This window comes from Stenotrophomonas sp. NPDC047960 (assembly GCF_043204395.1).
Classification (GTDB): domain Bacteria; phylum Pseudomonadota; class Gammaproteobacteria; order Xanthomonadales; family Xanthomonadaceae; genus Stenotrophomonas.
In genome coordinates, this window is record NZ_JBIDBX010000007.1 from 146,325 (window position 1) to 169,366 (window position 23,042).

General features: G+C 69.4%; 16 protein-coding genes and 1 pseudogene. 6 read left to right on the plus strand and 11 right to left on the minus strand.

Annotated features, from left to right (window positions below; genetic code table 11):
- The first annotated feature begins 78 nt into the window (after nucleotides 1–78).
- Entirely contained in the window at nucleotides 79–351 is a 273-nt protein-coding gene (locus ACGFZ3_RS15900; protein WP_392923244.1) for a hypothetical protein, read from the plus strand.
- Nucleotides 352–381: 30 nt separating this feature from the next.
- Here ACGFZ3_RS15900 and ACGFZ3_RS15905 read toward each other — a convergent pair whose 3' ends face one another.
- The 3 genes from ACGFZ3_RS15905 to ACGFZ3_RS15915 form a co-directional block, all read right to left on the minus strand.
- Entirely contained in the window at nucleotides 382–1,827 is a 1,446-nt protein-coding gene (locus ACGFZ3_RS15905) for an FAD-dependent oxidoreductase (protein WP_392923247.1), read from the minus strand.
- A 19-nt stretch (nucleotides 1,828–1,846) separates the two neighbouring features.
- The gene (gene gltB / locus ACGFZ3_RS15910) at nucleotides 1,847–6,301 is read right to left on the minus strand and encodes a glutamate synthase large subunit (protein WP_392923250.1); all 4,455 of its coding nucleotides are present in this window, start codon (nucleotides 6,299–6,301) and stop codon (nucleotides 1,847–1,849) included.
- A 165-nt stretch (nucleotides 6,302–6,466) separates the two neighbouring features.
- Nucleotides 6,467–6,883 (minus strand): I78 family peptidase inhibitor, encoded by a 417-nt coding sequence (locus tag ACGFZ3_RS15915; protein ID WP_392923252.1) that lies wholly within the window; start codon nucleotides 6,881–6,883, stop codon nucleotides 6,467–6,469.
- 137 nt (nucleotides 6,884–7,020) lie between these two features.
- Between ACGFZ3_RS15915 and ACGFZ3_RS15920 the strand changes: the two genes are divergently transcribed.
- On the plus strand, nucleotides 7,021–8,082 hold the full coding sequence (locus ACGFZ3_RS15920) for a DNA topoisomerase IB (RefSeq protein ID WP_392923255.1): 1,062 nt from the start codon (nucleotides 7,021–7,023) through the stop codon (nucleotides 8,080–8,082).
- Nucleotides 8,083–8,104: 22 nt separating this feature from the next.
- On the opposite strand, the gene ACGFZ3_RS15925 is transcribed toward ACGFZ3_RS15920, so the two are convergent.
- On the minus strand, nucleotides 8,105–8,446 hold the full coding sequence (locus ACGFZ3_RS15925) for a hypothetical protein (RefSeq protein ID WP_392923258.1): 342 nt from the start codon (nucleotides 8,444–8,446) through the stop codon (nucleotides 8,105–8,107).
- A gap of 175 nt (nucleotides 8,447–8,621) precedes the next feature.
- On the opposite strand from ACGFZ3_RS15925, the gene ACGFZ3_RS15930 reads away from it, so the two are divergent.
- The 3 genes from ACGFZ3_RS15930 (at nucleotide 8,622) to ACGFZ3_RS15940 (ending at nucleotide 12,123) form a co-directional block, all read left to right on the plus strand.
- The gene (locus ACGFZ3_RS15930) at nucleotides 8,622–9,728 is read left to right on the plus strand and encodes an SDR family oxidoreductase (protein WP_392923261.1); all 1,107 of its coding nucleotides are present in this window, start codon (nucleotides 8,622–8,624) and stop codon (nucleotides 9,726–9,728) included.
- 172 nt (nucleotides 9,729–9,900) lie between these two features.
- Nucleotides 9,901–10,287 (plus strand): BlaI/MecI/CopY family transcriptional regulator, encoded by a 387-nt coding sequence (locus ACGFZ3_RS15935; RefSeq protein WP_392923264.1) that lies wholly within the window; start codon nucleotides 9,901–9,903, stop codon nucleotides 10,285–10,287.
- A gap of 3 nt (nucleotides 10,288–10,290) precedes the next feature.
- Nucleotides 10,291–12,123 (plus strand): M56 family metallopeptidase, encoded by a 1,833-nt coding sequence (locus ACGFZ3_RS15940; protein ID WP_392923267.1) that lies wholly within the window; start codon nucleotides 10,291–10,293, stop codon nucleotides 12,121–12,123.
- Between the two features lie 40 nt (nucleotides 12,124–12,163).
- Here ACGFZ3_RS15940 and ACGFZ3_RS15945 read toward each other — a convergent pair whose 3' ends face one another.
- The 3 genes from ACGFZ3_RS15945 to ACGFZ3_RS15955 form a co-directional block, all read right to left on the minus strand.
- Nucleotides 12,164–12,490 (minus strand): I78 family peptidase inhibitor, encoded by a 327-nt coding sequence (locus tag ACGFZ3_RS15945; protein WP_392923270.1) that lies wholly within the window; start codon nucleotides 12,488–12,490, stop codon nucleotides 12,164–12,166.
- Nucleotides 12,491–12,561: 71 nt separating this feature from the next.
- Nucleotides 12,562–13,605 carry a ribonuclease H-like domain-containing protein gene (locus tag ACGFZ3_RS15950; protein WP_392923273.1) on the minus strand — a complete coding sequence of 348 codons (1,044 nt, stop codon included), beginning with the start codon at nucleotides 13,603–13,605 and terminating at the stop codon, nucleotides 12,562–12,564.
- Nucleotides 13,602–16,082: a DEAD/DEAH box helicase gene (locus ACGFZ3_RS15955; RefSeq protein WP_392923275.1), complete on the minus strand. Its 2,481-nt coding sequence runs from the start codon at nucleotides 16,080–16,082 to the stop codon at nucleotides 13,602–13,604. The genes ACGFZ3_RS15950 and ACGFZ3_RS15955 overlap by 4 nt, the downstream gene beginning before the upstream one ends.
- A 276-nt stretch (nucleotides 16,083–16,358) precedes the next feature.
- Between ACGFZ3_RS15955 and ACGFZ3_RS15960 the strand changes: the two are divergent.
- Nucleotides 16,359–17,026, plus strand: a pseudogene (locus ACGFZ3_RS15960) (hypothetical protein).
- Between the two features lie 6 nt (nucleotides 17,027–17,032).
- Here the strand turns inward: ACGFZ3_RS15960 and ACGFZ3_RS15965 are convergent.
- Genes ACGFZ3_RS15965 through ACGFZ3_RS15980 form a run of 4 tightly spaced genes read right to left on the minus strand, consistent with a single transcriptional unit; the run spans nucleotide 17,033 to nucleotide 23,038 of the window.
- A complete protein-coding gene (locus tag ACGFZ3_RS15965; protein WP_392923277.1) occupies nucleotides 17,033–18,874 on the minus strand; it encodes a hypothetical protein in 1,842 nt (613 codons plus the stop codon).
- Nucleotides 18,871–21,033 (minus strand): hypothetical protein, encoded by a 2,163-nt coding sequence (locus ACGFZ3_RS15970; RefSeq protein ID WP_392923280.1) that lies wholly within the window; start codon nucleotides 21,031–21,033, stop codon nucleotides 18,871–18,873. The genes ACGFZ3_RS15965 and ACGFZ3_RS15970 overlap by 4 nt, the downstream gene beginning before the upstream one ends.
- Nucleotides 21,030–22,151 (minus strand): BatA domain-containing protein, encoded by a 1,122-nt coding sequence (locus tag ACGFZ3_RS15975; RefSeq protein WP_392923283.1) that lies wholly within the window; start codon nucleotides 22,149–22,151, stop codon nucleotides 21,030–21,032. Before ACGFZ3_RS15975 ends, ACGFZ3_RS15970 begins: the two co-directional genes overlap by 4 nt.
- Nucleotides 22,148–23,038, minus strand: a complete 891-nt coding sequence (locus ACGFZ3_RS15980; RefSeq protein ID WP_392923286.1) for a DUF58 domain-containing protein — start codon at nucleotides 23,036–23,038, stop codon at nucleotides 22,148–22,150. The genes ACGFZ3_RS15975 and ACGFZ3_RS15980 overlap by 4 nt, the downstream gene beginning before the upstream one ends.
- Nucleotides 23,039–23,042: the final 4 nt, after the last annotated feature.

Genomic DNA, 23,042 nt, shown 5'->3' on the forward strand with positions numbered 1-23,042 from the left:
CGTAAAAGTTGCATAGCCGGCCACTGGGGCCATAACCGACATTGACGGCTGTCACCCGGTCAATCAGGACAGCCCCTCATGCCCCTTTCCGCTTCCCGCACCGCGCCGTCGGTGCCGACGCTGGCGCACGACCGCGGCGCCCGCATCCGTACGCTGGGCCGCCTGCTGCGCCACGCTGCCCACGGCGATGCCGACGTACTGCTGGTTGGGCTGGCGCGCATGCTGGATGCGCATATCGAGTGCGACCATGCCGACGACGCCGGTAATGCCCGCATCCGCGACCAGCTGGATGAGATCCAGCTGTTGCTGGCGCTGGAGATCGAACGCGCCGGGCTACGGGCCGCCGCTTGACGCCGGCGCTACCGTGCTCCGTGGCCGGTGTCAGGCGGTGATCAGCGCTACGATCGCCGCCGCCGCATCGCGCCCTTCGGCCACGGCGGTCACCACCAGGTCCGCACCACGCACCGCGTCGCCACCGGCAAACAGGCGCGGGTGGGCAGTCTGGAACGGCAGGCGGCCCTGGCCGCCGGCCAGGATGCGGCCGTTGTGGCCCGCTTCCACGCCCTGCGCGGTCAGCCATTCCGGTGCCGTGGGCGAGAAGCCGAATGCAATGATCACCACGTCGGCTTCCAGCAGCGATTCGCTGCCCTCGATCGGCACCGCGCTGCGCCGGCCCTGCGCATCGGGCTCGCCCAGGTGGGTTTCCACCACGGTGACGCCGATTGCTTCGTCGTCGGCACCGGCCTCGATCGACAGCGGCTGGCGGTTGAACAGGAAGCGCACGCCTTCTTCGCGGGCGTTGGCCACTTCGCGGGCCGAGCCCGGCATGCTGGCTTCATCGCGGCGGTAGGCGCAGGTCACCCGGGCCGCACCCAGCCGCACCGCACTGCGCACGCAGTCCATGCCGGTATCGCCGCCGCCCAGCACCACCACGCGCTTGCCCTCCAGGTCGGGCAGGGCAAGCGTGTCTTCCCAGCCGGCAATCGGCCGGCCGTGGGCATCGCTGCCGCTGACGATGCGGCTGTTCTGGACCAGGAACGGCAACGCCGGCAGCACGTTCTTCAGATCCTGCCCGGGCAGCCCGCCGTCGGTGTAGCGGTAGGCACCGGTGCCGACGAACACCGCGTCGTAGTCGGCCAGCAGGGTTTCCAGGGTCACGTCGCGGCCGATCTCAACGCCCAGCCGGAACTGCACGCCCATGCCTTCGAGCACGTTGCGACGGCGACTGATCACCGACTTGTCCAGCTTGAAGCTGGGAATGCCGAACTGCAGCAGGCCCCCTATCTGTTCGTAGCGGTCGTACACCACCGCCTGCACGCCTGCATGCGCCAGCCGGTCGGCACAGGCCAACCCGGCCGGGCCGGCACCGATCACCGCCACCCGCTTGCCGGTGCTTTCCACCGCCGCCATGTCCGGCCGCCAGCCGGTGGCCAGCGCGGTATCGACGATGTATTTCTCCACCGCGCCGATGGTGACGGCACCGAACTCTTCCAGCGTGCAGCTGCCTTCGCACAGGCGGTCCTGCGGGCACACCCGGCCGCACACTTCCGGCAGCGGGTTGGTGGAATGGCACAGCGTGGCCGCTTCGTGGATGCGGTTTTCCTGCACCAGCTGCAGCCACTGCGGAATGGCGTTGTGCACCGGGCACTTCCAGCTGCAGTAGGGGTTGCCGCAGTCCAGGCAGCGACCGGCCTGGTACTGGGCATCTTCCTTGCCGAACTTGCCGTACAGCTCACCCCAGTCGCCGGAGGTGCGCAGCTCCACCGGAATGCGCTGCGGCATGGTCCGGGGCAGGTCGAGGAACTGGAAGGCGTGCTTGCGGCTCATGTAAGGGGCATCCAGGAAATCAGGCGGCGCGGCGCAGCGATTCGGTCAGCGATTCAATGCTGGCGGCCTTGGGTTTGACCAGCCAGAACTTGCCGACGTAATCGCGGAATTCATCGAGGATCTGCTGGGCCCAGATGCTGCCGGTGAGCTCGCGGTGGCGGCTGATCAGGGTGTGCAGGTGCTGGCGGTGGTTCTCGAACCCTTCGGCCGAAATGCGGTGGATGTCGATCAGTTCGTGGTTGTAGCGGTCCACGAAGTCGCGGTCGATATCCAGCACATAGGCCAGCCCGCCGGTGAAGCCGGCACCGAAGTTCAGACCCACCTTGCCCAGCACCAGCACGATGCCGTCGGTCATGTATTCGCAGCAGTGGTCGCCGGCGCCTTCGATGACCGCCAGCGCACCGGAGTTGCGCACGCCGAAGCGCTCGCCGGCCCGGCCGGCGGCGAACAGCTCACCGCCGGTGGCGCCGTACAGGCAGGTGTTGCCGATGATGGCGGTGTTGCGCGCTTCGAAGCGTGCGCCGCGCGGCGGGCGCACCACCAGGCGGCCGCCGGCCATGCCCTTGCCCACGTAATCGTTGGCTTCGCCTTCCACTTCCAGCTGCAGGCCGCCCACGTTGAACGCGCCGAAGCTCTGCCCGGCCGTGCCACGGAAGCGCAGCGTCAGCGGCGCATCGCTCATGCCCTGGTTGCCATGCGCGCGCGCGATGGCGCCGGACAGGCGGGTGCCGATGGAGCGGTCGGTGTTGTGGATCAGGAAACGGTGTTCGCCGCCCAGCTTGCCGGCGATGGCCGGAGCCAGCAGGCCATCCATCTGCGTGGCCAGGCTGTCGGGTGATTCGTACAGGCGCTGCGCGGCACAGTGGCTGCCGCCGTACCGGGCCGGGTCGAGCAGGCGCGATAGATCCACCTTGACGCCCGGGCGCGGGGCGATCTCCAACTGCTGCAGCAGGTCGGTGCGGCCCACGATCTCGTCCAGCGAGCGCACGCCCAGGTAGGACAGCCAGCCGCGCACTTCCTCGGCCAGCAGCCGGAAGAAATTCTCCACGCGCTCGGGCAGGCCGGTGAAGTACTGCGCGCGCAGGCGCTCGTCCTGGGTGGCCACGCCGGTGGCGCAGTTGTTGAGATGGCAGATGCGCAGGTACTTGCAGCCCAGCACGATCATCGGCGCGGTGCCGAAGCCGAAGCTGTCCGCACCCAGCAGCGCGGCCTTGATCACGTCCAGGCCGGTCTTCAGCCCGCCGTCGGTCTGCAGCAGGGTGCGCCCGCGCAGGTCGTTGGCCACCAGCGCCTGATGCGATTCGGCCACGCCCAGCTCCCACGGCACGCCTGCGTAGCGGATCGAGCTGACCGGGCTGGCACCGGTGCCGCCATCATGGCCGGACACAGTGATCAAGTCCGCACCGGCCTTGACCACGCCGGCGGCGATGGTGCCCACGCCGGCATGCGAGACCAGCTTCACCGACACCAGCGCATCCGGGTTGACCTGCTTGAGGTCGTAGATGAGCTGGGCCAGGTCTTCGATCGAGTAGATGTCGTGGTGCGGCGGCGGCGAGATCAGGCCGATGCCCGGCTTGGCATAACGCAGCCGCGCGATGAGTTCGTTGACCTTGTGCCCGGGCAGCTGCCCGCCTTCGCCGGGCTTGGCACCCTGGGCGACCTTGATCTGCAGCACTTCGGCATTGACCAGGTATTCGGCGGTGACGCCGAAGCGGCCCGAGGCCACCTGCTTGATCTTGCTGCGCTTGTGGGTGCCGTAGCGTACCGGGTCTTCGCCACCCTCACCGGAATTGCTGCGCCCACCCAACCTGTTCATGGCGATGGCCAGCGCTTCATGCGCTTCGGGCGACAACGCACCCAGGCTGATGGCGGCGGTGTCGAAGCGGCGGAACAGGTCCTCGGCCGGCGCCACCTGTTCCAGCGGGGTCGGCGTGGGGGCGGCCTTGAGCTGCAGCAGGTCGCGCAGCGCCGACACCGGCCGCCCGTGCACCGCCTCGCAGTAACGCTGCCAATCGGCGGCATCGCCGCTGCGCGCGGCGCGCTGCAGGGTCATGACCACGTCCGGGTTGTACATGTGGTACTCGCCGCCGTGCACGTACTTGAGCACGCCGCCCACCTCCGGGCGCAGCAGGTCGTTCCAGGCGCGTACGGTGAGTTCGCGCGCTTCGTGATCCAGCCGCGCAAAGCCCACGCCGGACACGCGCGACGGCGTTTCCGGGAAGCACAGGTCGACTACTTCATCATCCAGGCCGACGATCTCGAACAACTGCGCGCCGCGGTAACTGGCCACGGTACAGATGCCCATCTTGGAGATGATCTTGGACAGGCCCTTGTAGATGCCCTTGCGGTAGCTGCGGCCGATCTGCGACTGCTCGCCGCCCTTCTTCAGCTGCAGGATGCCGCGCCGGCCCAGGTCGAACAGGGTCTGGTAGGCCAGGTACGGATACACCGCAGTGGCACCAAACCCGAGCAGGCAGGCCATGTGGTGCGGGTCGCGCGCGGTGCCGGTTTCCAGGATCAGGTTGACGTCGCAGCGCAGCCCGGCGTTGGACAGGTGGTGGTGCACTGCACTGGTGGCCAGCAGCGCATGCACCATCGGCCGGTCGGCCACCGGGTAGCGGTCACTGAGCAGCAGCATGACGATGCCCTCGCGTGCGGCCGCTTCGGCTTCGGCGCAGATGCGCTCGATGCCCGCCTTCAGCCCTTCGTCCAGGCTGTAGGAGAGGTCGATGAGCCGGTTGCGGTCCACGTACTGCGGCATCTTGATCAGCTGGCGCAGCTTGCGCTGGCTGAGCACCGGCGAATTGAGGATGACGTGGTTCACCGTCTCCGCGCCGGCATGGAAGATGTTGGTCTCCTTGCCGAGCTGGGTGGTGAGCGACATCACGCAGTCTTCCCGCAGCGGATCGATCGGCGGGTTGGTGACCTGTGCGAACGCCTGGCGGAAGTAATCGTAAAGCGGCCGGCTCTGCTGGCTGAGCACCGCCATCGGGGTGTCATCGCCCATCGACCCGGTGGCTTCCTGCTCGGTTTCGGCCAGCGGGCGCAGGATCTGCTCCACTTCCTCGGTGCTGAGCTGGAACAGCTTGTGGTAGCTGCGCAGGGTGCGTTCGTCGAACGGCTCTTCCACCAGCGACGGATCGATCAGCTCGGTCTGCAGGTAGGTCACGCCCTGCTGCAACCACTGCTTGTACGGGGCGCGCCCACGGTTGATGCGGTCGATGGCATCCGAATCCAGCAGGTCGCCGCGCTTGAGGTCGATGGCCATCATCTCGCCGGGGCCCAACTTGCCCTTGCGCACCACGCGCTCGGCCGGTACTTCCCACACGCCCGCTTCGGACGCCACCAGGAAGTGGCGGTCGGAGGTGAGCATCCAGCGCGCCGGGCGCAGCCCGTTGCGGTCCAGCGTGCAGGCGGCATAGCGTCCGTCGCAGGCGACGATGCCGGCCGGGCCATCCCACGGTTCGCTGTTGAGGCCGTAGAACTCGTAGAACGCGGCCAGGTCGGCGTCCTTGAACTCCAGCGACTGGGTTGCCGGCGGCACCAGTATGCGCAGCGCCTGGATCAGCTCCATGCCGGCGCTGACCATCAGCTCCAGCATGTTGTCCAGGCTCTGCGAATCCGAGCCGTGCATGGAGATCACCGGATCGAACTCGCCGATGTCGAAGAGCGGGGTCTTCCACACCTTGCTGCGCGCCTGCGCCCAGCGCCGGTTGCCTTCGATGGTGTTGATCTCGCCGTTGTGCGCGAGCATCCGGAACGGGTGCGCCAGTGGCCAGCGCGGCAGCGTGTTGGTGGAAAAGCGCTGATGGAACACGATGGCGCTGGAGGCCAGGTCGTTGCGCTGCAGGTCCGGGTAGAACCGGCTCAGCTTGTCCGGCAGCACCATGCCCTTGTAGCTGATCGCGTTGGGGCTGAGCGTGGTGACGTAGTAATCGGCATGGTCGCGCAGCTGCTGTTCGCTGCGGCGGCGGGCCAGGAACAGCGCCAGGGTGAAGGCGGCTTCGTCCTGGCCGTGGCCGGCATCAACGAACACCTGTTCGATGTGCGGCAGGGTGTCGCGTGCCAGCTGGCCGCACACGCTGGGATCGGTCGGCACCACGCGCCAGCCGAGCGGCTGGCAGCCGGCGTCGCGCAGCTGCTGTTCGAGGATGTCGCGGCAGGCCTGGGCAGCGGCATCGTCGTGCGGCAGGAACACCACGCCGGCCGCATGCAGTTTGCCAAGGGTGAGACCGGCCTCGGTGGCCAGCGCCTGCAGGAACGCGTCCGGGCGGCGCAGCAACAGCCCGCAGCCGTCTCCGGTGACACCGTCGGCGGCGACGCCGCCGCGGTGGGTCATGCGCGAGAGCGCGGCGATCGCGGTGTCGACCAGCAGCCGTGACGGCTGGTCATCCAGTTGCGCCACCATGCCGAAACCACAGGCATCGCGTTCGTCTTGTGGGTCGTAAAGCCCTTGGCGGTTGCGGGGGGCCATTTCTGCCTCGATGTCGGGTGAGCGGCGACACTCGTCCCCGCTCAATCCGTCGAGCGCATCTGGAGGCACCGGATGCTTCGACTAGATCACAGTTGCTGCAACGCCGCAATACACGGTTGCACGCGCAACCAAACCCACGCAAAACCCGCGCCCGGTGCGCCCAATTCAGCCGCAGCGCAGGCCGGTGACCACGCCCTTTTCATCGACTTCGATGTTCAGCCGCTCGCCGACGAATTCCATGGTGGTCATGTCGTCGGGCTTGAGTACGCGCAGCTCGCGCGCGCTGGCATCCTGCTGTGCCTGGGCACCGATGGCGTCGCTGTAAGCCTGTCCGACCAGACTCTGCACTTGGTTGGCATCGCAGTTGCCGACCGGCGGTGCCTCGGTGGCCTTGGCGGTGGTGTCGGCCGGGGCGGCCGCGACTTCCTCGGCAGCCTTCTGCGCGTGGGTACCCGCTGCTTCCTGCTCGTCCATCGGCGGGGCCTTGCAGGCGCCAAGCAACAGCAGGGTGGGGACCAGGGCCGCAGCCAGCAGGGCGGGACCAGACGGACGCCGCAGGCGGCGGAAGGACAAGGACGACATCGCGACTCCAGAGTTCCAGGCGGTAAACCATGGAGCATATCGCCAAGGGCGGGTGTGAGGTGTTTGTGTTGCGTTATTGACGCGGCGCCGTCACCCCGCCCAGCACACTGCAGGCCCGCTCCATCGCCACCGCTTCCATGCCCGCACGTCCTGCCACCCCTGAAGCTGCCGCCGCCCGCGACGCCGGCCTTCGCTATGTCACTGACGAGCAGCCCGGCATTGCCCGTCGCCGCGCCGGCAAGGGCTTCAGCTACCGCGACCCCGATGGTCAGCCGGTGCGCGATACCGCCACCCTGGCGCGGATCCGCGCGCTGGCCATTCCGCCGGCCTACACCGATGTCTGGATCTGTGCGCTGGCCAACGGTCACCTGCAGGCTACCGGGCGCGACGCGCGCAAGCGGAAGCAGTACCGCTACCATCCGGACTGGGCGCGGGTGCGCGGTGATGGCAAGTTCGACCGGGTGATCGCCTTCGGCGAGGCGCTGCCGGCGCTGCGTCGCCGCCTGGGCCGTGATCTGAAGCTGCCCGGGTTTCCACAGGACAAGGTGCTGGCGATCGTGGTCGCCCTGCTTGCCGAAACGCTGGTGCGGGTGGGCAATACCGAGTACGCCCGCGACAACCGCTCCTACGGGCTGACCACGCTGCGCAACCGCCACCTGGAACTGGTGAAGGGCGGGCGCGCGCGCATGCGCTTCCGCGGCAAGTCCGGCCAGCAGCACGAAGTGGATATCGACGACAAGCGCCTGGTGGGCCTGATCAAGGGTTGCCAACAGCTGCCGGGGCAGGCCCTGTTCCAGTACCGTGATGACGACGGCACCCTGCAGCCGGTGGACTCGGGCCAGGTCAACGCTTACCTGCGCGATGCAATGGGCACCGACTTCAGTGCCAAGGATTTCCGTACCTGGGGTGGCACCGTGGCGGCCCTGCGCCAGTTCGCTGCCACCGCGCTGCCCGAGGCACCGAGCGAACGGGCGCTGGCCGCGCTGCAGAAAGAGGTGGTGTGCGAAGTAGCGACGCTGCTGGGCAACACCCCAGCGGTGTGCCGCAAGGCCTACATCGACCCCAGCGTCTTCGATGGCTGGCGCGATGGCTCGCTGGCCAAGCTGGCGGGGCTGCGTGGCCAGCGCCAGTGGGAGCAGGCCACGCTGAAATTCCTGCGCTCGGCGCGACGCGTGGTGAAAGGCAAAGCCGCGCGTTGAAGCGCGGCCGTGCCGGGGGCGATCAACCGCAGTAGATAGCGGTGATGTTGTTGGTGCGGCCCTTCTCGATGGTCAGCCGCTCGCCACCGCTTTCCGCGCCCGGGCTCGGGTTGGCCGCGCCGCTCGCAGTGGCGCCGCTCTCGGCCCGCTGGCTGCGCAGTACCACGACCTCGAGGCTGTCGCTGTCCACGCGGGCACGCTCCACCGTCGCTGCCGACGCGGCGAGGCCGACCGCGCCGCGTACCTTGTCCACATGGCACTGGCCGGAAATGACGCCGTCGATGGGCTGTACCTGGGCCACCGGGGTGCTGCTGCAGGCGGTAAGAGCGGTCAATGCGGCAACGGCAAAAAGGGGACGCAACATGGTGCTACTCCGGGGGGATTCTGGTGCCCACGATGCCGCCGCCGGCGTATGCAGGGGATGAAGCCCTGCACGGCGCGCCCACATGGCATTCACCGTATGCGACCGCCGCCAGCGACACACTGCTCTTGCCTCGCCCTCCACCCGCATCGAGGCAACCGCAACGAAGGAGTTCAGCATGGCCACGGCCAAGAAGACCCGTAAGCGCACCCCCACCGCTGCCGCACCCGCCGCCGACCAGAAGCCGGCCCGCGCGCGCACGCCAGTGGTCAAGACCGCCACCCGCAAGGCCGCCGCCAGCGATCCGCGCGCTGCGCGCGTGGCCGCCCGCCAGCGCCGCCTGCAGGACCAGGAAAAGGCCAAGGACGCGCGTGCCGCCGCAAAGAAGAAAGCCGCCAAAAAGGCCACCAAGAAGGCGACCCAGGCTGGCACCCGCAAGCAACCTGACACCATGCCCGCCCAGCACATCGCCAAGCCGGGCAATGAACACGAACTGCAGCTGGCGCCGCGTTTCCTCGCGCCCGACTACCAGGGCAGCGGCAAACTGCAGGGCAAGCGCGCCATCATCACCGGCGCCGACTCCGGCATCGGCCGCGCGGTCGCGGTGCTGTTCGCACGCGAAGGTGCGGACGTGGCGGTGCTGCACCTGGATGAGGCCGAGGATGCCGAGGTCACCCGCCAGCATGTGGAAGCCGAAGGCACCCGCTGCGTGGTGATCGCCGGCGACGTGCGCGATCCGAAATTCTGCAACAAGGCGGTCAAGCAGGTGGCCAAGGCGTTCGGCGGCATCGATATCCTGGTCAACAACGCCGCGTTCCAGCTGCACTGCGAACGGCTGGAAGATCTGGAAGACGCGCACCTGCAGGAAACCCTGCAGACCAACATCGGCGGCTATATCCAGATGGCACGCGCGGTGCTGCCGCATCTGGAAGAGGGGGACTGCATCATCAACACCGGCTCGGAAACCGGGCTGTTCGGCAGCAAGGCGCTGATCGACTATTCGTCCACCAAGGGCGCCATCCATGCGTTCACCAAGGCGCTGGCCAGCCAGCTGCTGCCGCGTGGCATCCGCGTCAACGCGGTGGCCCCGGGCCCGGTGTGGACCCCGCTCAACCCGGCCGACAAGCAGGCGCCGGATGTAGCCGAGTTCGGCAAGGACAGCGACATGGGCCGCCCTGCGCAGCCGGAGGAACTGTCGCCGGCGTATGTGTTCCTGGCCTCGCCGGTCACTGCCAGCTACATCAGCGGCGTGATCCTGCCGGTCATGGGCGGCCCACGCGGGTAGCACCGTTGCGGTCACGACCAACGGTCGTGACCTACCCCGAGACATGCAGCCGGTAGGTCACGACCTTCGGTCGTGACCGCCTCCGACCGTTCGTCGGCGCGCGCCGTCCGGCACTTGACGACACGTGTAGTCACGGGCATGGTGGCGACACGTGTAGTCAACGGAGTGTGCCATGCGCGGCAAGACGATCGGGGACCAGGAGCTGGCCCTGCTGCAGTACATAGCGGAACAGGATGACGCCAGCGTCGGCGAAGTGGCGACCGGCTTCGGCGAGGCGCGCGGGTTGGCGCGTTCGACGGTGCTGACCATGATGGAACGCCTGCGCGGCAAGGCCTACCTGCAGCGCCGACAGGTCGAGGGCGTGTACCGCTACTCGGCCACCGGCGAGCAGGACAGCGTGGTGCAGGGCGCGGTGGCCAGCTTCGTGGAGAAGACGCTGCAGGGCTCGGTGTCGCCCTTCGTGGCTTTCATGTCGCAGAAGGCCGAGGTCAGCGACAGCGAACTGGCCGAACTCGAAGCGCTGGTCGCACAGCTGCAATCACGCAAGCGGGAGGGCTGAGCCATGGACACCCTGATGATGGAACTGCTGACCCGCCTGGCCTGGACCAGCGTGCAGAGCGCGCTGCTGGTGGCGTTGGTGTGGGGCGTGTGCCGGCTGTTGCCCCGGCTGCCCGCGGCCACGCGCTGCCGCCTGTGGTGGCTGGTGGCCCTGCAGGCCGTGCTGGGCCTGGTATGGAGCAGCCCGCTGGAACTGGCGGTGCTGCCGGCCCCGGGCATCGACGACACCACCTTCGTCACCCAGACGATGATGCAGGCGCCAACGACGCTGGCGCCGGTAGCCGTGGATACCATGACCGCCGCTGCGACCGGTGCGTCGCTGTCGTGGCAGAGCGTGCTGTTCGCCCTGTGGGCGGCCGGCGTGCTGCTGATGATGGCGCATAGCCTGCGCGCCTATCGGCAGAGCCGCGCGCTGGTGCGCAATGCGGTGCCCTGCACCGACGCCGGCCTGCAGCAGGCGCTGCAGCTGGCCGCCGAGGCCCATGGGCTTGCCCGCGCGCCGCAGCTGAAGCTGTCCGCACAGATCCGTTCGCCGCAGCTGATCGGCCCGTGGAACCCGGCGCTGCTGCTGCCCGCACGTGAACTGCCGGCGATGGCGGCCGATGACCTGGACATGGCACTCACCCATGAGCTGGTGCACCTGCAGCGCCGCGACCTGTGGTTGGGGCTGCTGCCTGCGCTGGCGCAGCACCTGCTGTTCTTCCACCCGCTGCTGCACGTGGCCGTGCGCGAATACGCGCTGGCCCGGGAAGAGGCGTGCGACAGCGCGGTGGTGGCCGGGCACGGGCATTGCCGCCACGACTACGGCCGCCTGCTGGTGCAGCTGGGCGTGGCGCCGCGGCCGGCGGTAGGCGTGGCCAGTGCCTCGCCCAACTTCCGCAGCCTCAAGCGCCGGCTGCTCACCCTGCAGCAGACCGGCAGCTTCCCGCGCGTGGCCTCGATGGCGATCACCGCGCTGTTCATGGTGATCGGCGTGGCGCCGATGCGCCTGGTGGCCGCAGTACCGCCGCCGCCGCCGCCACCGCCAGCGCTCGCGGCGCCCGCTGCCCCCGCCGTTCCGGCTGCGCCGGCTGCCACGCCGGCCGTCGCGGCCCCGGCAACGCCTGCGGTGCCGAAGCCTGCGCCGGCACCTCGCCCGGTCACTGCACCGCTTCCCCCCGAAGCCCCGGCCGCGCCCGCGTCGCCGTCGCACCCGGACAGTGTCAACACCACCACCATCACCCACGGTCGTCTGGATCTTTCGCACCAGCCACGCCAGGCGTTCGTGCTGATGGGCGGCGGCGACAACTTCGTCGATGCCTCGATGGCCGACCTCAAGCAGGCACAGCGTGACGTGCAGGGTCGGGACCCGGCGCTGTGGGTGCGCGTCGGCAACGAGCGTTACCTGGTGCGTGACCCGGCGCTGCTGCAGTCGCTGTCCAAGGCCCAGCAGCAGGTCGCCAAACTGGGCGAGCAGCAGGGCGCGCTGGGCGAACGCATGGGCGCACTGGGCGAGCAGCAGGGTGAGCTGGGCGAGCGCATTGCAGAGGTGGCGATGCGCGCCAGCCGCGATGCGATGGAATCGATGGACGCAGCGGAAATGGCCAACCATGCCGCGCGCACCACGAAGGGCGATGCAGCGCTGGCCGAACGCGCCGCGCAACGCGCCAAGGCGGACGCGGCGGCGGCAGTGGACCACCGCCGTATTGCCGAGATTGCCCGCCAGCAGGCCGAGCTGGCCCGCCAGCAGTCAGGCCTGGCGCAGCAGCAGAGCATCGCCTCGGCCCAGATCGCCCGTGACGTGCGCAAGGCGTTCGACAAGGCACTGGCCGATGGCACCGTGCAGCGCCTGAGGTAACGGTAATGCCCGGGCGTATGCCCGGGCACCCCGTCGCGGGTCAATTACAACCGATGCGCTCGATCTTGTTGTCTGCATCCACGTTGATCGTCAAGCGGTCTTCGCGGAAGTCCATGGTGACGGCCATGCCGGGCTTCACAACGCGGGCATTCTTCGCACCGCTGGCGGCCACCGCCTGCTTCACCAGCTCTTCCGTCGCTTTTTGTCCATTGAACTGCTCAAGAACGTTCGGATTGCACTTCATCGTGCCTCCATCAGCGACATGCGGCACCGGATCGACCACGGCCGGATCGGTGCTGCTCTTGGGCGGGGTGCTGCACGCGGTCAGCGGCAGGGCACAAGCAAGCAACAGCAGGGACATACGCATGGCCAGTCTCCGTGAGCGGGTAAGTGCGGCCAGCTTGCACCGCGCAGGCTGCACGGGGTGTCAACGCCCGCTCAGCCGCGGACGGGGCCGCCTTCCAGTGCCAATGTTTCGCGCTCGCGGCGTTCTTCGGCCACCAGCCGCAGCATCAGCAGCGACAGGGTGACCACGTCCTGGTGGTTGTGTTCGGCTACGCGGCGCAGGTTCACCGCGCTGCCACCGCGCAGGTAGTTCAGCCACGCCGCCGGCGCTTCGGAGCCGGGCAGGTCGTCTTCGCGCACGATCTGCAGCAACTGGCGCTCGATGGTGGCCAGCCGGCAGTTTTCCCAGGTGCCGCGGTAGCGGCGGCGGGTGGGAAACAGCAGGTCCACATGGTCCAGCGGAGTGATCGGGCAGCGCTGCCGGGCCAGCCGGTAGCGGGTCTTCAGCAGCGGCGCGTCGTAGCAGCGGCCGTTGTAGCTGGAAAACACCGTGGACGGCTGCAGCCAGCGGGCGAACTCGGCCAGCATCGCGGTCTCGGCGGCCATGGTGGTCATCAGCAGCTGGCGGATGCGCAGGCCGTCGCCGCGCGTGGCATCGCGGTGCCAGTCGGCCGCGCCGATCATGAAGGCGCGGGTGCCGGTGCCGCCGGCCAGGCCGGTGGTTTCGGTATCGAAGAACATCAGGTCCTGCGGCTGCACCCGGTCGCCGTCGCGCTTGGCGAAGGCCAGCGACAGCGGCTGGGTGGGAATGGGCTGGGCCAGGAACGATTCGATCAGGAACAACCCGGGTGCGATCTCCTCGCCGGGCACGTGGCGGTCCTGAGCGTTCGCGCGCGGGCGCGCCGCGGCCGTGCCGCGATCACGCAGGCCCAGCAACCTGTGCAGGCCACCCACGTCGGGCCTGCGCAGCGGTGCCGGGGCAGGCGTCGACGCAGTCACGCCGGTTGGCTTGTGGCGGATCTCCTGCTCCACCCAGGCGAACACCGAATCCGGCGCAGGTCGGCGCGCCTGCGCATCGTTGGCCGCCACCGGCACGGCGGGCGCGGGCATAGCAGCGGGTTCGGTCGCCGCCGGGCGCGGCGTGGCATCACCAGCCTGGCGCCGCAACAGGCGCAGCTTGTCCAGGCTCAGGCTCAAAACGGCACCACGTCGGCGTCGATCCGCTCGCGCTCGGCGGCGCTGGGCAGCGCGTGTTCGTCAAACAGTGCCAGCACCTTCAATGCCAACGCCTTGGGCGTGGTCGCATCGTCTTCCTGGCCGGCCAGCACCGGGCCCACGCAGGCCGGGCAACCGGCCTTGCAGTCGCAGCGCTGCACCAGTTCCTGCGCGCGCTGCAGCAGCTCGGCCTGGCGCAGCCAGAGTGGCTCGCTCAAGCCCACGCCGCCGGGGAAGTTGTCGTACAGATACACCGTGGGCACGAACTGCTGCTGCAGCTCGATCGCACTGGCATCGAACTCGGCGCCACGCAGCTGCCCGCGCCCGCTCTGGTCGGCCACCGCGAACCACGCGCCATCACCATTGCCCACCGCCTTCTGCAGGTCGCGCGCATCGGCCATCACCGCCACCGTGGCCACGATGTGCAGCGCATAGGCTGCGCCCAGGAAGCCATCCAAAGCTTCCTGTTTCGAATCGAACGCGGTCAGCAGCAGCCCCTGCGGCAGCTGCCACCACACCGCCGTGGTGTGCAGTTCCTGGTCGGGCAGGTTGACCGGCCCATAGCCGATGTTTTCGTGGGTGTAGTAGCGGATCTTCTTGTATCCGGCCACGCGCCGCACCACGTGCACTTCGCCGTGATGCGAATCGCCCTGGCCGGCCATGCAGCCGTCGAAGCGGTCCAGCACCTTGAGCTTGGTGAAGTCGATGCTGTCGGTGTAGTAGTCCACGTGCGTGCGGGTGACGTAGGCCTTGCGGCCTTCCCAGTCCAGCCGCTCCACCTGGTACGGGGCGGACTGCACCATGTGGATGGCGCCTTCGTACAGGGTCAGCGCGGCGGCGGAGTAGTCCACCTCGGCGATGATCTGCTGCTTGCCGTCGCTGCGGTCGACCACCACGAAGTTGCCATCGGCCACCGAACGCAGGCTCACCGCGTTGGCCGGGTAGCTGTCGGCGATCCACTCCCAGCGGTCGCCTTCGCGGTGCACCACCTCGGTTTCGGCCAGCGCTTCCAGGAACACCAGCGGATCGATCGGCCCGAACGGGTCGCCGGCCAGGAAGGGCAGCTCGAAGGCGGCGCAGCGGATGTGGTCGAACAGGATCAGCGGCTGGTCCGGGGCGGTGCGCGCGTGTTCGGGCGAGGCCTCGGCGAAGAAGTCGGGGTGCCGCACCACGTACTGGTCCAGCGGCTGCGAGCTGGCCACCAGCACGCCCAGGGCGGGCTGCTGGCGGCGGCCGGCACGGCCGAAGCGCTGCCAGGTGGCGGCCACGCTGCCGGGGTAGCCATTGAGCACCACCACGTCCAGGCTGCCGATATCCACGCCGAGCTCCAGCGCCGAGGTGCTGACGATGCCATCGATGTTACCGGCGCGCATGGCACGTTCGGTCTCGCGGCGTTCGGTGGGCAGGTAGCCGCCGCGGTACGCGCGGATGCGGGGGGGCTTGCGCGGGTCGTGGTCGAAGATGTCCTTGAGGTACTTGGTGAGCACTTCGACCATCAACCGGCTCTGCGCGAAGATCAGGGTCTTCAGCCCGGATCTGATCGCGATGCGGGCAATGCGGTTGCTCTGCGAGCGCGCCGAGGCGCGCAGGCCCAGGTCGGCGTTGACCACCGGCGGGTTCCACAGCAGCACATGCTTGGGCCCGGTCGGCGCGCCGGATTCGGTGATGGCGGTGACCGGCGCCTCGATCAGCGCTTCGGCATGCGCCTGCGGGTTGCCGATGGTGGCCGAGCACAGGATGAACTGCGGCGACACGCCGTAGAAGGCGCAGATCCGTTTGAGCCGGCGCAGCACGTTGGTGACATGGCTGCCGAACACGCCGCGGTAGGTATGCACCTCATCGATCACCACATAGCGCAGGTTCTCGAAGAACTGCGCCCACTTGGTGTGATGCGGCAGGATCGCCTGGTGCAGCATGTCCGGGTTGGACACCACGATGTCGCCATGCAGGCGGATCGCCTGGCGCGCATCGCCGGGGGTGTCGCCGTCGAAGGTGAAGGCCTTCACCCCCAGGTCTCCGGCGCGGTTGAGCTCCAGCAGCTCGGCCACCTGGTCCTGCGCCAACGCCTTGGTCGGGAACAGGTACAGCGCCTTGGCCTTGCCCTGCATGGCGGCGCTGACTACCGGCAGGGTGTAGCACAACGATTTGCCGCTGGCGGTGGGGGTGACGATGGCCACGTGCTCGCCCCGCTGGGTGGCGTCCCATGCTTCGGCCTGGTGGCTGTACAGCTGCTCGATGCCCCGCGCCTTCAGCGCGGCGGTCAGCGCGGCCGGCACATCGGCCGGGATCGGCGCGTAGCGGCCTTCGCGGCCCGGAATGGTGAAGCTGCCGGTGATGCGGTCGGCATAGCGCTGCTGCAGCCGTGCGGTGAGCAGTGCACCGTTGCGCGAGGGCAGCCCGTCGGTGGTCGCGAGGCGGCGCTCGGCGTCCTCGGTGCGCTTGGCAAGTTCGTAGGCCATGGGAACAACGGTCTGCAAAGGACGCCATGGAAGCACAAACGCGTCTCAGTGGTTGAGACATCGTGGCGCCGGCGGGTGAATGATTCAGCGCCCTTCCCCGGCCAGCGAAATCTGAAGGTCGCCTCCGTATCCTGCGCGCAGGACGCTGCTGACAGGACGACACATGGCATTACGCACGGGAATGGCAACAGTTCTGTGATCCGCAGCAGGGCTGCACGGCGCCGGCGAGGGAGTGAGCCGCTATCCTCTCAGCATCGCCTCTTCAATGCTGACGCCATGCTGCTGCGCTCCCTGTGCCTCGCCCTGCTGCTTCCGCTGCCCGCACCAGCCAGCGACATGGCCGATGGTGGCAGTTGCCGCAACGGTGCGTTTCCGTCGGATCAGAGCAATTTCGCGCAGGCCAAAGTGATTGGCGCACAGCGCCTCTACCTGCTCGATGATATGAACGGATGTCCTGGCAAGGGCGAAGCCGCCTGCCGCCACGGGACCTACGTCGTGACCGGGGACACCGTTACAGCGGCCGCGACCTGGGCCGCTACCGCTGCGTCTTCTTCCCCAACAAGGTGGGTGGCAGCGCGGGCTGGGTGGACAAGGCACGGCTGCAGACGCTTCCCACGCGTATCCCCGTGTTGACGGATTGGGCCGGGCACTGGCGCAGCGGCGACGACAGCCTTGTCATCCGCGTGCAGGGCAATGCGCTGTCGGTGGAAGGCGATGCCTACTGGCCCTCGGCCAACCCCAGCCCGGAACAGCGGCCGGGCGGACCCAACCTGGGCCAGGTGGCGGCACGCGCTGTACCCGAGGGCGAGAAGGTCGTCTTCAGCGACGACATGTGCGAGGTGCGCGCGCACTGGCTCGGCGACACCCTGCTGGTGGCGGACAACGCCGAATGCGGCGGCATGAACGTGCGCTTCAATGGGGTGTATCGGTTGAAGCAGCCCTAGCCTCCATCAGCTGGCGGAGGGAGGCGTCACTGGGCCGGATCTGCGACGCTCCAGCCACCACAGCAGGCCGGCGACGGCGATGAAGGCGAGCAGCCACGGCCAGCGGGGGCCGGGGACCTTGCCGGGCGTTCCGCTTGTGGCGGCATTCGTTTCGGCCAGGCGGTTCGCGGTGGCGTCGCGCAGCTGCTGCCGGTACAGCGGTTGCGCGGCGGCCGGGTCGAACACGTAGAACGCCTGCACGGTGGCGCCGTGCTGGAGCTGGTGCCAACCGGGCTGCTGGGGCCAGTAGCCGGCGCAGTGCTGGCTGCCACTGGCCGGATCGACCTGCAGGGCGACCGTGTGGCCTTCTGCATCGCGGACACGGGTGCCGCGCGGTACCTCGCACACGGTCATGCGCTCGCCCGACCAGGGCGTGGCCGTCTGCAGGCGGATGGCGGGCGCACCCGGCAGCGCGCGGGCCACCTTGGCCAGCACGCCCGACCACAGTTCTGCGTAGCGGTCGTCTCGGCCGGACAGGACCAGCCGGTAGCTGTCGGTTACCGGGAGCAGGGCAACGCGGCCGCGACCGATGTTGCGCCAGCCGCCGACAGCGTTGCCCTTGGCGTCCAGCAGCAACGCATCGGCAGCGGTCAGCTCCGCGTCGAACCGCTCCAACGCAGGTGGTGCGGCGCTGTGCGATGCGGCGTCGGCTTCGTCTGTCCACGCGGTGCTGTCGGTGGACGGCCGTTGCGGGCCGCGCCGTGCCTGCAGCAGCGCCGCTTCCGGATCGGCCGGCAGCTGCAGCGGTGCTACGCGGGTGCCGCCGCTCACCGGCATGCCCCAGCTGCGTAGTGCCTGGCGGGTGGCATTGTTGAGTGGCCCGCTGCTGCGTACCACCACGCCCAGCCCATCGCGCAGTGCCTGCTGCACCAGCGTGCGCTGCGCCGCGCCAAGCGTTGCCAGGCTGCGTTCGTCCAGCACCAGCACGTCGGTGGCGGCCAGGCGGTCCGCGCTCAAGGCAACCGGCGCATCGCCCAGCGTCACGCCACCACCGGCGCTGGCCTGCGCCTGCACGTCCAGGCCGGTGTCGGTGGCCCAGCGGCGCAGGTACTTCAGTTCCGGACCGGGTGCGCCGGCCAGGATCAGCACGCGCGGTGGGGCTGCCGCCACGGTCTGCAGCGGTACCGGGAGGCTGTCCACGACGTGCTGCCGGGCGTCGAGCAGGCGCAGGGTGAACTCACTGCGCCCTGCGGCGCGCGCACTGCCGTGCAGGCGCACATTGCCCTGCGCGTCCAGCGGCGCGCGGTCGACCACGACGCCGGCCGGGTCGAGCAGTTCGGCCCGCGCGTCGTCGACACCGCCGGCACGTGCGACTACCTCGAACAGCGCGCCGGGGGCGGTGATCGATGGCGGCTGAAGCTCCAGCCAGCCGCGGGGCGCGGCAGGGGATTGCAGCGTTGTCCGCAGCGGCAACGCGGTGTCGCGATCGCGCGCGGACAGTCCATCGCCGATCAGCAACACCGCGGTGCTGCCCGGATGCTGGCGCAGCGCGGTGGCCAGGTCGGGGGCGCGCATCGCGCCCGCACTGGGCGTTGCTTCCGGCAGCGCGATCACGCTTGCACCGGCGGGTACGGTGCCTGCCGATGCGGCGTTGGCGGTCAGTACGGTCAGCTGGCCCGCTTCCACGCTGCGCTGTGGGGGTACGAGGGTGAAGTAGAGCAACAGGGCGGACAGGGCCTGCAACGCGAGCAATGCAGTGCGTCTGGGGGAAGGCAGCCACGCAGGACGTGGCGCTACGCGAAGGATGCGTACGCTGCCTGCGATGGTGATCAGGGCCAAGGCGATGGCGATCCATGCGGCCGTGCTCATCGCGTGCCCTCCAGAGCATCCAGGTAACGCTGCGCCATCGGGTCCGGCGCGCTGCGCCGTTCCAGCTGCGGCAACGGGCGCTGCAACGCCCGCCACAGCTGTGCGCGCAATGTGGTGCGGCAGGGGGCGCAGCCCGGTGCCAGGCGCAGTTCCTCAACGGCTGCGGCAAGGCTGAGCGGATCTGACAGCCGCGATTGATGGCGGCCCAGCCACTGGCTCACTGCATCCAGGTCGGGCGTGGTGCGGGTGTCGGCCAACTGCTGCCAGACCGCCACGATGGCGGGATCGGGTGTGTCCACCGGGGTGATCGTGAAGGTGCGGCTGCCCAGATCGGTACGGTCGCCGGTCATGCGGCGGCTCTCGTCGATGGGCGGCAGCTCCGGCCCTACCCGGGCCAGGTAGATGCGCTCGGCCTGCTGCACCTGCTTGATGAAACCCAGCGCCTTGTAGGCGAACGGCAGGGCGCGCTCGGGGCGGCCTTGGCGCAGTTCGCCTTCCGACGACCACATCTGGTCCAGTGCCGCCTTCAGGATCGCGCGGGTCTGCGGATCGAGCAGGGTGGCTGCTTCGGCATGGTCGTGGGTGTGGCCGTACTCGGAGAGCACGTCGGTGGCGGCGCCGAACACCGGGGCGGTACCGGCCTGGGCCGCGCCGTGATCGTGATCGTGATCCTCGTGGCCACCCTGTGTACTGGCGCTGTCGTGCGCGTGATCCTCATCGTGATCGGCGGCCGGTGCATCGCTGGTGGGCAGGCTGTCGCTGGTCGGCGGCGGCTTCGCACCACCTTCGCTCTCCTCACCCAGGAACTGCCCATAGCGCAGGCGCAGGATGCGCTGGTCCACGCCGATCGCATCGGAGCGCTTCACGAATTCCTCGGCCGGCAGCTGGCGGCGCAGTTTGATCAGCGCTTCGGCGTCGATGATGATCTGGCGCTGGCTGCGGAAGTACGCCGGCAGTGTTTTCTTGACCATCCCTTCCAGGTCCGTGCCCAGCACCTGTTCTTCGCTGGGCAGGCGCAGGATCAGGCTGGTGCTTTGCGCGGTCTGTGCGGTAGGTGTGCGGTTGTCGCGCACCTGCAGCTGCGCGATCACATCATTGCCAGGCCCAGCGCCAAGTGTGGCCAGGTCCAGCGTGCGCGCGAAGCGGCGCTGGGTGGCCGGGCCCGTGCCGGTCAGCGCGATGCGCTGCTCGCGGAACGTGATGTTCTCGCCGCTGCCCTGGGCCAGGGTCAGGTGCAGTTCGGCGCTGGCCGCCACGCCGAAGTCATCGCTGGCCTCGAACTGCAGGGTCCATTGGCGTTGGCCGGGCGTGGCCAGGACCAGGGTGCGGTCCGGCGCGATCACGCGCACGCTGGGCGGTCGGTCGGGCACCACATCCAGGCGATACAGCCGGGGTGCGGTCAGCGCCGGCTCGGTCACGAGGCGGTACAGCGTGGGCTTGGCCGCCTTCCATTGCGCCACCCACGCCTCGCCCTCACGGCGCAGCGCGATGCGGGTGCCGTCGTGCAGCTGCAATGCGGCGAGTGTGGGCTGTGCGCTGAAACGCAGCGACCAGTCCAGCGCGCTGCCGTGTACTACCTTGGCGTCCAGTGCAGTCTGGGTGCGCAGGGCCTCGCCGGTGTAGGCCGGTGCCTGGATCTGCAGCCGGGACGACTGCAGGCTGGGCGGCTGCGCCGCGCTGGCGGCAGGCGTGGCACGGCCGGGAAGGGCCGGCAGCGGTGCGCCCGGTGCAGGCCAGCCTGCGGCGAGCACGGCCACCAGCATTCCGCCACACCACGACACGGCCAGCCAGCGCGTCGGCCACGCGGCGCGGAGATCCGGCGGCGCGGCCTGCAGTGCGGCGGTGATGCGTGCCTGCTGGCGTTGCTGCAGGGGATTGAGTGCGGCGGCATCGGCGAACAGCAGGTCGGCGCTGTCCTGCGCGATGGCATGCGTGTCCAGCTGGCGTACCAGCCAGTGCCGGTCCAGCCGTCGCGCGCGCCAGGTGGCGGTACCGGCGACGACCATCAGGGTTGCCAGCAGCACGACGGAGCCGATGTTGATGCCCGCCACGCGCGTGGCGATGGCGGTAAGGGCCAGCGCCAGCGGCACCAGCAGCAATGCGGTGATCCACCAGCGCCGGCGACGCGCGCGCTGCCATGCCTGGTGAACGCGGTTCATGCGCTTGCCCCGCGTCGCGGTGCGGTGGCCATCCAGCGCTCCAGGGCGAACAGCAGCACGATCACCGCCAGCAGCCAGGTCGCCAGATCACGCGGCTGTGCCAGCGGCGGGGTGGCACCGGTCAGCGGCGCCTGCACGGCAGCGGGCGCCAGTTGCGGTGGCGGCAACGGCCGCACCTGCTCCAGCAGGCGGCGCGGGAAAGACGGTTCACGCAGGGCCGGCAGTGCATCGGGTGACAGCGCGGCGGTGAAACGCAGGACCTGTCCGCGACCGAGCGCATGGCGCATGACCGCTGCCTTGCCGCTGGCATCCTGCAGCACCGTCGTACCTGAGCCGGTGGTTACCCTGGTCGAGACAGCCAACACGCTGCCGCCGGCCTGCACCCAGGCCTGCCAGGTGGCCGGCAGGGGTGCATCGGCCAGCCACACGCCGACCTGACCTTGTTCCGGCACGGCATCCGGGGCGAGCGCTGCCGGCAACGACTGCCCGCTCCACGCGCGCTGCAGGGCGTTCAGCACGCGCAGTGCAGCCGGATCCTGATCCGTGCCACTCACGCGCAGCTGCGGTGAGGTGTCCTGCACCGTCGCGCCCACCGGTATGGCAACCGGACGCCAGATCACCGCACGCGACAACCGTGGCCGCTCACCGTCGAGGCCGGCCATCGGATCCGGGACGTACACCGTTAATTCCGTGCCCTCCGGCAGGGTTTGATCCAGCTCGCGCAGCAGACTGGACAGCGGCTGCTGGCCGGCCGGCGCAGTGTCCTGCAGCGGCGGGAACCCGGGGGCCAACCAGCGCCCCTCGCTGCCCGCAGGCAGCATCGGCGCGCTCAATCCCGGCGCCACCACCACCCACGGCGGTGTCTGTACCGGCGCCCCATGCAGCAGCGGCCGGGCCAGCAATACGGCCAGCGCCGCAAGCAGCAGCAGGCGCACCAGCAGCAGCGGCCATTCGTCGAAGCGGATCCGCTGGCGCGGGCGGGCCTTCGCGCGCAGCCAGCGCAGCGCGGCGAACTCCAGCGGCGCGTAGTGGTGGCGGCGCGCCAGATGGATCAGCAACGGCACCAGCAGTGACGCCAGCGCCAGCAGGCCCAGCGGGAACAGCAGCGACAGGCTCATCGCGCGCTCCCCGCCAGCAGCCGCAGCGGCGCATCCAGCGGCTGGTCGGTATGGGTCACGACATGGGCAACGCCGCCGCGTTGCAGTCGCGCCTGCAGCACGCGCTGCGCCTCGGCGAAGCGGGCCAGGTAATCGTCGCGGATCGCACGGCCATCGCCCAGCAGCTCCTCACCGGTTTCCGGGTCACGGAAGCGGTGGCCGTCGTGGAAGGGGAAATCACGCTCGTCGGCGGTCAGGATCTGCAGCTGCATCACGTCACGGCGGGCGGCGGCCAGCCGCTCCAGCAGCACGGTGCCGGCCTCGTCGAAGCCATCGCCCAACGCCACCAGCATGTCATTGGCCTGCACCCGCTCCCAGACCGGGCGCAGCGCGTCTGCAGCGGGCCATGCGCCACGCGCACGCAGGCGGTGCAGCAGCAGGTGGACGCGGTCGCGCTGGCGCGCACCACTGCCGGCCGGCACCAGCTGTACGCCCTCACCATTGACGGCGACCAGGCCGAAGCGGTCCCCCTGCTGCAGCGCCAGCTCCACGATGCAGGCGGCGGTGGCGCAGCCATGGTCCAGCCGCGACACAGCAGGTTGTGCGCGGTCGACCTGCCCGGCCGATGCAGTGGCATCGATCAGGATCCAGATCGTGACCGGGCTTTCGCGCTCGGACTCGCGAACGAAGAAGCGGTCCGAACGTGCGTACAGCTTCCAGTCGATCTGGCGCGGCTCGTCGCCGGGCTCGTAGGCGCGGTACTGCGCGAATTCCAAACCTGCGCCACGGTTGCGGCTGGCATGCTGGCCGATGCCCTGCGCGCCGGCCGCACGCCGCGGCAACAGCCGCAGCGCCTTGAGGCGGCTGCGGACATCGGCGGGAATGGGGATCGGGACGTGCGGGCTCACGAGA

Excerpts from the sequence above, each read along its gene's own strand:
- ACGFZ3_RS15900 (WP_392923244.1), top strand. The coding sequence starts at position 79 with ATGCCCCTTTCCGCTTCCCGCACCGCGCCGTCGGTGCCGACGCTGGCG.
- ACGFZ3_RS15905 (WP_392923247.1), bottom strand. The coding sequence starts at position 1,827 with ATGAGCCGCAAGCACGCCTTCCAGTTCCTCGACCTGCCCCGGACCATG.
- gltB (WP_392923250.1), bottom strand. The coding sequence starts at position 6,301 with ATGGCCCCCCGCAACCGCCAAGGGCTTTACGACCCACAAGACGAACGC.
- ACGFZ3_RS15915 (WP_392923252.1), bottom strand. The coding sequence starts at position 6,883 with ATGTCGTCCTTGTCCTTCCGCCGCCTGCGGCGTCCGTCTGGTCCCGCC.
- ACGFZ3_RS15920 (WP_392923255.1), top strand. The coding sequence starts at position 7,021 with ATGCCCGCACGTCCTGCCACCCCTGAAGCTGCCGCCGCCCGCGACGCC.
- ACGFZ3_RS15925 (WP_392923258.1), bottom strand. The coding sequence starts at position 8,446 with ATGTTGCGTCCCCTTTTTGCCGTTGCCGCATTGACCGCTCTTACCGCC.
- ACGFZ3_RS15930 (WP_392923261.1), top strand. The coding sequence starts at position 8,622 with ATGGCCACGGCCAAGAAGACCCGTAAGCGCACCCCCACCGCTGCCGCA.
- ACGFZ3_RS15935 (WP_392923264.1), top strand. The coding sequence starts at position 9,901 with ATGCGCGGCAAGACGATCGGGGACCAGGAGCTGGCCCTGCTGCAGTAC.
- ACGFZ3_RS15940 (WP_392923267.1), top strand. The coding sequence starts at position 10,291 with ATGGACACCCTGATGATGGAACTGCTGACCCGCCTGGCCTGGACCAGC.
- ACGFZ3_RS15945 (WP_392923270.1), bottom strand. The coding sequence starts at position 12,490 with ATGCGTATGTCCCTGCTGTTGCTTGCTTGTGCCCTGCCGCTGACCGCG.
- ACGFZ3_RS15955 (WP_392923275.1), bottom strand. The coding sequence starts at position 16,082 with ATGGCCTACGAACTTGCCAAGCGCACCGAGGACGCCGAGCGCCGCCTC.
- ACGFZ3_RS15965 (WP_392923277.1), bottom strand. The coding sequence starts at position 18,874 with ATGAGCACGGCCGCATGGATCGCCATCGCCTTGGCCCTGATCACCATC.
- ACGFZ3_RS15970 (WP_392923280.1), bottom strand. The coding sequence starts at position 21,033 with ATGAACCGCGTTCACCAGGCATGGCAGCGCGCGCGTCGCCGGCGCTGG.
- ACGFZ3_RS15975 (WP_392923283.1), bottom strand. The coding sequence starts at position 22,151 with ATGAGCCTGTCGCTGCTGTTCCCGCTGGGCCTGCTGGCGCTGGCGTCA.